Consider the following 8,229-nt stretch of genomic DNA (forward strand, 5'->3'; position numbering starts at 1 on the left):
ATTATATATTCATAGTCATTGAAGATACATGCTTATTTTGGAGGATGAATGAATTCGAGATTGTATGAGGACCCTTCTGAAGATAATATAAACCCACCTATCTTCACTCCTTCTCATAATAACGATTCATCTAACTCAAACGTGCCTCCTAGTTTCACTCCAAAACGCGTAAAAAGAGGCAAAATAGAGTCTAATGCGCTTCCATCACAAGCGCCGTCTTTTGCGCCTACAACTCAAAGAACAAGAATCTTAAAAAGTCCAGAACAATGTTCTTCTAGACCTGTTTCTTACACATCGCAATTGCAACCAAGACCAGCACCGCGCACAAGTTCTATTTCACAAATGCGTATTCCAACAACTATAAATAAAGCAGTTGGAAGTGCAGCAAAAATACTACCGCACAAACCGCACAGAATTTTACATGCATTTATTGCATTTTTTGTTGTTCTGGCAGTAGGTGTAACTGGTTTTGGGGTATATTCATGGAACTGGGTTGACTCAAGAATTAACCGCACTACTTGGCTTACTAATACTCCTAGCACTCAAGGCAAAGCATGGCTTATTCTTGGTTCTGATCAAAGAGAAGGCGAAGAAGCTAAAGAGATAACAGGATTTAGAACAGATACTATTCTTGTATTGACAAAGCCGAGCAATGGTCACAGCTCTCTAATTTCTATTCCTCGAGATTCTCTTGTTTCTTTAAATGGCGAACAAGTAAAAATTAATAGCGTTGCGCAAGCAGCTGGAAATAAAGCATTAACAGCAGCAATAGAAAAAATTACAGGTCATCGCATTGACCATGTTGCAGAAATACGTTTTGGCGGTCTTACTAATGTTGTTAACGCTATAGACGGCATTGATTTATGCTACAACCGTACCGTAAGCGATAAGTTTAGCGGGTTAAATTGGACTTCTGGATGCCATCACGTTGATGGGAATACAGCGTTAGCATTTTCGCGAATGCGATACGCAGATCCAGAATCTGATTTTGGACGAGCTGCACGTCAACGAATGGTTATTGCAGCTATTATGAAAAAAGCTTTAGATCACAATACATTATTGAATTTTGGAAAAGTAAAAAAGCTTGCTGAAACGGGACTTGCTTCAGTTATTTTTGACGAGAAAACCAATCCAGGAACATTATGGGAAATGGCTCAAGCATTCAAAGAAGCAACTGGACCGTCAGGCATATCTGGAACAGTATATTGGACGAATCCTGACTATCAAGTTCCAGGAGTTGGTTCATCTGTGCTTCTCGATGATGCTAAAAACTTAGATTTATTCAACCAACTTGCATCAGGCACTCATAAACCTGGATCAGTTGGAACTCTTGCGGAGCAACAATAATTTCGAAGTATTGTTGTATAAACAACACTTCAATTAGATACCATAACTTAGAAAGCACTAAACTCGTATCTTTTAACCACAATCTTGCATAAGTATTGCACAAAAATCAAAAATATTGTCTCATACATTTATGAGTAACAAATCTAATACAGGAATGTCTACAACTAAAGTACTTATGCATGTACAGATGGCAGCGAGTATAGTTCCCATATTCGCTCACATAGCATTGGCTATAATGGCATGGATGCAAAATAATTGGATGATGCTAACCATGATTATTCCAAGCATTATGATGTACATAGCAAGTCTTATTCCACAAATTTTTCAATACATATCTGAGAAAAATTCTGTTCAAAGTGTTCAACAAAATCAGCAAATTCAATTATTAAACACTACGCAATCGTCAAATAACTTAACTTATAATCAACAAACTGTAGAAAGTTTGCCAGATACTATTACACCAGTAAGTTTAGAAACATTACTTATGAGAAGAAATGCAATTTCTAATACGCAACATCACTGGAAAGAAGTATTGCAAATATGGTTAAAAAATGCAGGAACATACGACACAAAAAACCAATCTAATAGTATGAAGGAAAATCTAAATACAAATATTTATAACTACTTACCTAATTCAAAAACTAAACACCTTATAGCTCCACTTGGAATAAGCAATAATGGATACTGCTATTTAGATTTAATTAACAATGGACCACATGCTTTAGTTGCTGGAACAACTGGTTCTGGTAAATCAGTACTTCTTACGACTTGGTGTTTAGCTTTGGCTTTTCAATACGGCCCACAGCAGCTACGGTTTGTTTTTATGGATTTTAAAGGAGGAGCAACTTTTGACATACTATCTAATCTCCCACATGCTATGGGAAACGTAGGAGATTTAAATCTTAAACACGCAATACGCGCTCTAAAAGGTCTCGAACTAGAACTAGATAGACGAGAAAGACTAGTAGCTCATCATGGGTGTAATAATATTGCACAAGTAACTCCAGCTGAGCCTTCATTGCTTATTGTTATTGACGAATTTCATGCTTTAAAAGATCAACTTCCCGACTACATGCCTCGTCTTATACGAATTGCATCAGTAGGCAGATCTTTGGGAATGCATATTATTGCTGGAACTCAAAATCCACTCGTACAAGTAAGCGCAGATATGAAAGCTAATATTTCTATTAATATTTGCTTGAGAGTTAGAGACGGAATGCAATCGCAAGAATTATTAGGAACAGCGCATGCAGCTAGAATAAGCCCAAATACACCAGGAGCCGCATATTACAATATTGGAGAAGGAGTAGCTGCTTTGCGATGTGCTCAAAGCAGCAATCCTGCACATTTAGTACGAGCAATACAGTTAGCTGGTAGATTCTGCCATCATGATCATTCTCCAGAATTATTTAGCAAACCATTGCCGTCGATTCTTTCATCAAAACAACTTGCAGAGTATTCAAATAATTACAAATACAAAAATTCGGAGCAAAAAATATCTCAAAGTTTACGTACTCAAGAATTTCATACGAAGCATATTATTATTGGTTTGCAAGACGATACCATACACTTATATCCTGCTCTATTACCAATTCACCTTGGAAATATCGCTGTTATTGGAAGTAGAAAACAAGGCAAAACAACAATATTAAAAATAATTTCTAAAACTTTAAACCTGCCAATATATTCAGGAAAATCACTATACGAACAAAACATTAATAACATTTACAACGAAAATACGCCAATCATTATTGACGATGCGGATGAATTGCTTGATCCGCTAAATACGAGACAAACTGCTATTGCTTTTCAAAAAAGATTAAATAGTAAACAATACCCAGTTATTATGAGCACTAGCACTTCTCGCTACTTACGTTTACCTGAGCAAGCACCAGTGAGGATAATATTTCCAACAGGAGATATTGGCACAGATACAATGCTTGGAATACCTTCTGCTTTATCTAAAAGTTTTGATATTGAAGACTATCAACTTCCAGGACGATGTGTTTTAATCACTCCAGGATCAGCAAGTTTAACTCAAATAGTGCACCTAGAATAAAATTTATTCATAGTGACGCATCTTGACTTTTACGTGCGCGCATTGCTCTACGCTTTAGAGTTCTACGCTCATCCTCGCTTAATCCTCCCCACACACCGTAATCTTGGTTAGTTTCTAATGCGCATTTTAAGCACTCTGTTGCAACATCACATGAGCGACATACTGCTTTTGCTTCTTCAAGCTGTTGAACTGCTGTACCAGCACTGCCAAGAGGAAAGAACAGTTCAGGATCTTTGTCACTACATGCTGCTGTTGTGCGCCAATCAAACGAGTTGCTCATGAATTATTATCCTCATTTCTTACCTACAACGGTGAGCTTTAGAAGTTCCCCTGAATGTAAGGAAATCATGAAAAGAAAGTTTTTTCAAGGTATTTTGCATCTTTATTAGCAATTTTAATTGTTCCTATACTTTTTACACTAAATGTATAACATTTAATGCACGTTGGAAAACAATTTTTACTAAAGCTACTCAATACCAGATACGCGCAATTTAATGTCTAACACTACCCTAGTTCCGCCTTCTCTTCGAGGAGACCAACGAACTGTACCACCAAAATCGTTAGTGACAAATGTGTTTATGATCTGCGTTCCAAGGCCAGAGCCAGATGGTTTAGCCATTCCATGAGAAGACTCGCTATCTATACCATCTCCATCATCTTCAACGACAATATTAAGATTGTCTCCGCCCCTACCAACTGCAATACGAATATGACCTTTTTCACGACCTTCAAAACCATGTTCAACTGCATTCGTCACTAACTCAGTTAAAACAAGAGATAATGGTGTAGCATCCTGAGCTGCTAATCTGCCAAATTTTCCAACAAAATCAATATCAATATTTTGATTCTGAGACGCCAACTCAATTGACATCTTCAACAAACTCGAAATAACTTTGTCAAAATCAACAATTTCGTCAGCAGTTTGACTCAAGCCTTCATGAACTAGTGCTATAGTTTGCACACGACGTTGAGCTTCCTCAAGTTCTTTTCTAACTTCAATAGATTTTGTTTTACGGGCTTGCAAACGCAAAAGAGCAGAAACAGCCTGTAAATTGTTTTTTACGCGATGATGTATTTCAGAAATAGTGGCATTCTTAGTGCGCAATTCCTGCTCACGTCGCAAAACTTCAGTAACATCACGACATAACACTACAGCTCCAACACGATTATTTGGACCCCACAGAGGCAAGGAGCGCATGGAAACTATAGAATGGTTCGCTTCAAGTTCACAATCTACATCAGCTTTTCCAGTTAATACAAGAGGTAAACTTTCGGGAACATTATCGTTTGTATGCAACAACCTAGTGCCAAATTCGCTTAAATATTCACCTTGCATAGTATTTAATCCACCGAGTCTGCGGAAACAACTAATGGCATTAGGGGAAGCATAACGAACTATTCCATCGTCTTCTAGCACAATAAAACCATCGGATACTCGAGCATTATGTCGCTGATTTAATACAGATTCATGATATGGGAATTGTTCACGAGGAATCATGTCAAATAAAGTTTTACCAGCATTGATACTTTCGGTTTCATAACGACCGTTAGATTCACGCGTTGCCAAATTAGTTTCGCGCATAACTAATCCGATGGTTTTACCCCTATGACGAACTGGAGCGTAAACGTAGCATACAGTAGCTCTACCAATAGAACGTAAGGTTGAAGAGTGGAAACTTGTCTCAGATTTCATCGCCTCATTAAGCTCAGGTACTAAAGAATCATCTAATTTTTTACCTAACAAATCATCAGTACGCAAAGTAATAGCTGTTGAAGGACGACATTGTTCAGCAACAACATAATCACCGTCACCATTTTGAATAATCAGCAGCAAATCTGCAAAACTCAAATCTGCAATAACCTGCCAATCGGCCACCAAATGATGAAGCCACTCACGATCACTGTCATTAAAATCAGGACGAGTAGCAAGAATGTTAGAAAAATCAGCCATAATGTAATAATATATCGAACTCACAGAAAATTCTGTGAGGCATGTTGTTGTTTTGAACAAGAAAACCGCTCCTCCTCAATTAAGAGAAGAAGCGGTTTAATAATTTATAAATTATTCTTTAAAACTAGAAGCCAAACTTAGCAGCAGTTTCGCGCAAAGTTTCAGCAGAACGCTTCAAAGCAGCCAACTCACGATCAGAAACTGGAGTGTTTAGACGAGAGTTTACACCATTGCGATTAAGCAATGTTGGCACAGACATGCACACATCAGAAATGCCGTGGAAGTCATCGAGCAAAGAAGACACTGGAAGAATGCGGTTAGTGTCGCGAAGAACAGCCTCAACAATATCTACACCAGACATAGCAATAGCGTAGTTTGTTGCACCCTTACCGTTGATAATCTTGTAAGCAGCGTTAACAACTTCCTGATGGATTTCTTCGCGCTTAGCAGCATCAAGTGGCTCATGACCTGGAAGAGCGTTCCAATCGCACATTGGAACACCACCAATGGTTGCAGAAGCCCACAGAGGAACTTCAGAATCACCGTGTTCGCCAGCAATGTATGCGTGAACGTTCTTAACATTAACGCCAGTGTGCTGAGCGATCAAGAAACGAAGACGAGCGGAATCAAGGTTGGTACCAGAACCAAACATTTGGTTTGCTGGAAGACCAGAAAGCTTCATAGAAACGTGCGTAACAACATCAACAGGATTAGTAATCAACATGTAAATTGCGTTAGGAGCAACCTTCACAACGTTCGGAATGATTGACTTCATGATGTTGATAGTGGCTCCTGCAAGCTCCAAACGAGTCTGACCTGGCTTCTGGCGAGCACCAGCAGTAATCACGACCATGTCAGCATCACGGCAAATTTCCACATCGTCAGAACCGGCAATAGAAACTGCAGGATAGAAGCTAGAACCATGCTGCATATCCAAAACTTCAGCTTCAACACGTTCCTTAGCAATATCTTCAAGCACAATCTCACGCGCAACACCACGCTGAGCAGCAGCGAAAGCGAGAGTAGATCCGACTGCGCCGGCACCAATAATTGCAAGCTTAGTTGGCTTAACCTGCGAACTCACCATGAGCAAAAACCTCTTTTCAACAACCTATCACACCCTTATAAGCACACAAAATACCACGATTTATGCATTACTAAGGGCTGCTCTCACATTAAGAGCTTTTGGTATGAACACCTTTACTCTAATCGCACCACCGGAATTTATTATTACAATGCTACTTTCATAAGTTTTGCAGCTAACGATGGTCCGACCCAAGCAATAAGTTCAACCCCAGAATCTACATATTCTGCCTTTTCAACTACACCATTTTCACGAACTTTTGATAATAATCCACCAAACTCGTACGGCAAAGTTACATCTACACGAACACGAGGAGACGGTAACAATTCTTCTAAACGATTGCGCAATATTTGTAAATTTTCGCCACTGAATGCAGAAACAATAACAGCATCAGGATAAAGAGAAGAAAAACGTTCTCGCGCAGCATCACTCATCATGTCTGATTTATTCAATGCCATAATTTGAGGTATATCTTCTACACCAGAAATATTAGCGAGAACTTCGTTTACTGCATTAATTTGCGAAATAGGATCTGGATGCGAACCGTCAACTACGTGCAAAATAACGTCTGCTTGTCCAACTTCTTCCAAAGTGGATTTAAATGCTTCAACTAATTGAGTTGGAAGTCTGCGAACAAAACCAACAGTATCTACCAAAGTATAGCTTCTACCATCTTGAGTTTGAGAACGACGTACTGCAGTATCAAGAGTTGCAAACAGTGCATTTTCTACTAATTCTTGCGAACCAGTAAGACGATTTATAATAGACGACTTGCCAGCATTCGTATACCCAACAACAGCTACAGTTGGAATATCTTGTCGTCTACGAGAACCGCGTTTTACATCGCGCGCAGGTGCCATATTTGCAATATCGTGGCGAAGTTTAGAAATACGATTTCGAATAGCTCGACGATCCATTTCGATTTTAGTTTCGCCAGGACCTCTAGAACCAATACCAGCATCTCCTGCAGCTCTACCACCAGCCTGCCTGGAAAGAGCAGCACCCCAGCCTCTTAACCTAGGTAGCATATATTGCAATTGAGCAAGCTCAACTTGAGCTTTACCTTCACGGCTTGTAGCATGCTGAGCAAAAATATCCAAAATAACAGCAGTGCGATCGACAACCTTAACTTTGGTTGCATCTTCTAAAGCTCTACGCTGGCTAGGTGGTAAATCATCATCAACAATAATCGTATCTGCATCATGTTGAGCAACTACTGCTGCAAGCTCACGCGCTTTACCTGAACCAACATAAGTTGCAGCATCTGGCCTATATCTTTGTTGCAACATGCCATCACAAACAACAGCACCAGCAGTCTGTGCCAACGCTGCAAGCTCACGCAACGATTCTTCAGCTTGAGCAAGAGTTCCTTTTGCACTAGACCACACTCCTACTAGCACAACGCGCTCAAGACGAAGCTTTCTATACTCAACCTCGGTAACATCTTGTAATTCACCAAGACCAGCTACACGCTTTAAAGCATTACGAGACTCACGCTCCTGCCAAGCTTCATCATGCTTTTCACTGTCAGAAGTAGTGTCTAGAAGCACATCCGAATGAGCATAAAGCACTGCATTATTGGTGAGATTATGCTCATTCATATTATTAGAATCATTTTCGAGGGAGGAAAGATCGTTTGAATTAAGCACATCATCTCGCCCGGATACCACATTACTATCCACCAACTGTCCCTCCTCTATTTCATTGTAAATAGCGTTTTACAACGTTTGTCTTATTATGGTGACTTGAGACGACAATATATGAACACAACCTATATGTATGATATGT

At 39.4% G+C, this 8,229-nt stretch carries 6 protein-coding genes; 2 read left to right on the forward strand and 4 right to left on the reverse strand.

What is annotated here, in order from left to right:
• Nucleotides 1–48 precede the first annotated feature (48 nt).
• Both A5294_RS01300 and A5294_RS01305 read left to right on the forward strand, forming a co-directional pair.
• Nucleotides 49–1,347: an LCP family protein gene (locus A5294_RS01300; RefSeq protein ID WP_032842522.1), complete on the forward strand. Its 1,299-nt coding sequence runs from the start codon at nucleotides 49–51 to the stop codon at nucleotides 1,345–1,347.
• Between the two features lie 235 nt (nucleotides 1,348–1,582).
• Nucleotides 1,583–3,406, forward strand: a complete 1,824-nt coding sequence (locus A5294_RS01305) for an FtsK/SpoIIIE domain-containing protein (RefSeq protein ID WP_064340262.1) — start codon at nucleotides 1,583–1,585, stop codon at nucleotides 3,404–3,406.
• A gap of 7 nt (nucleotides 3,407–3,413) precedes the next feature.
• On the opposite strand, the gene A5294_RS01310 is transcribed toward A5294_RS01305, so the two are convergent.
• The 4 genes from A5294_RS01310 to hflX all read right to left on the reverse strand — a co-directional run bounded on the left by A5294_RS01310 (nucleotide 3,414) and on the right by hflX (nucleotide 8,042).
• Nucleotides 3,414–3,686, reverse strand: coding sequence for a WhiB family transcriptional regulator (locus A5294_RS01310; protein WP_004107118.1), 273 nt, complete (start codon nucleotides 3,684–3,686; stop codon nucleotides 3,414–3,416).
• A gap of 186 nt (nucleotides 3,687–3,872) precedes the next feature.
• Nucleotides 3,873–5,357 (reverse strand): sensor histidine kinase, encoded by a 1,485-nt coding sequence (locus tag A5294_RS01315; protein ID WP_004107121.1) that lies wholly within the window; start codon nucleotides 5,355–5,357, stop codon nucleotides 3,873–3,875.
• Between the two features lie 124 nt (nucleotides 5,358–5,481).
• Nucleotides 5,482–6,444: an L-lactate dehydrogenase gene (locus tag A5294_RS01320; RefSeq protein WP_004107125.1), complete on the reverse strand. Its 963-nt coding sequence runs from the start codon at nucleotides 6,442–6,444 to the stop codon at nucleotides 5,482–5,484.
• Nucleotides 6,445–6,587: 143 nt separating this feature from the next.
• Nucleotides 6,588–8,042 (reverse strand): GTPase HflX, encoded by a 1,455-nt coding sequence (hflX, locus tag A5294_RS01325; protein WP_050543387.1) that lies wholly within the window; start codon nucleotides 8,040–8,042, stop codon nucleotides 6,588–6,590.
• Between the last annotated feature and the right edge of the window lie 187 nt (nucleotides 8,043–8,229).

The organism is Gardnerella sp. 30-4, assembly GCF_001641215.1.
Taxonomy (GTDB): domain Bacteria; phylum Actinomycetota; class Actinomycetes; order Actinomycetales; family Bifidobacteriaceae; genus Bifidobacterium; species Bifidobacterium leopoldii.

What these genes read in the sequence shown, in the direction of transcription:
- A5294_RS01300 (WP_032842522.1), top strand. Translation starts at nt 49, where the DNA reads ATGAATTCGAGATTGTATGAGGACCCTTCTGAAGATAATATAAACCCA.
- A5294_RS01305 (WP_064340262.1), top strand. Translation starts at nt 1,583, where the DNA reads ATGGCATGGATGCAAAATAATTGGATGATGCTAACCATGATTATTCCA.
- A5294_RS01310 (WP_004107118.1), bottom strand. Translation starts at nt 3,686, where the DNA reads ATGAGCAACTCGTTTGATTGGCGCACAACAGCAGCATGTAGTGACAAA.
- A5294_RS01315 (WP_004107121.1), bottom strand. Translation starts at nt 5,357, where the DNA reads ATGGCTGATTTTTCTAACATTCTTGCTACTCGTCCTGATTTTAATGAC.
- A5294_RS01320 (WP_004107125.1), bottom strand. Translation starts at nt 6,444, where the DNA reads ATGGTGAGTTCGCAGGTTAAGCCAACTAAGCTTGCAATTATTGGTGCC.
- hflX (WP_050543387.1), bottom strand. Translation starts at nt 8,042, where the DNA reads ATGAATGAGCATAATCTCACCAATAATGCAGTGCTTTATGCTCATTCG.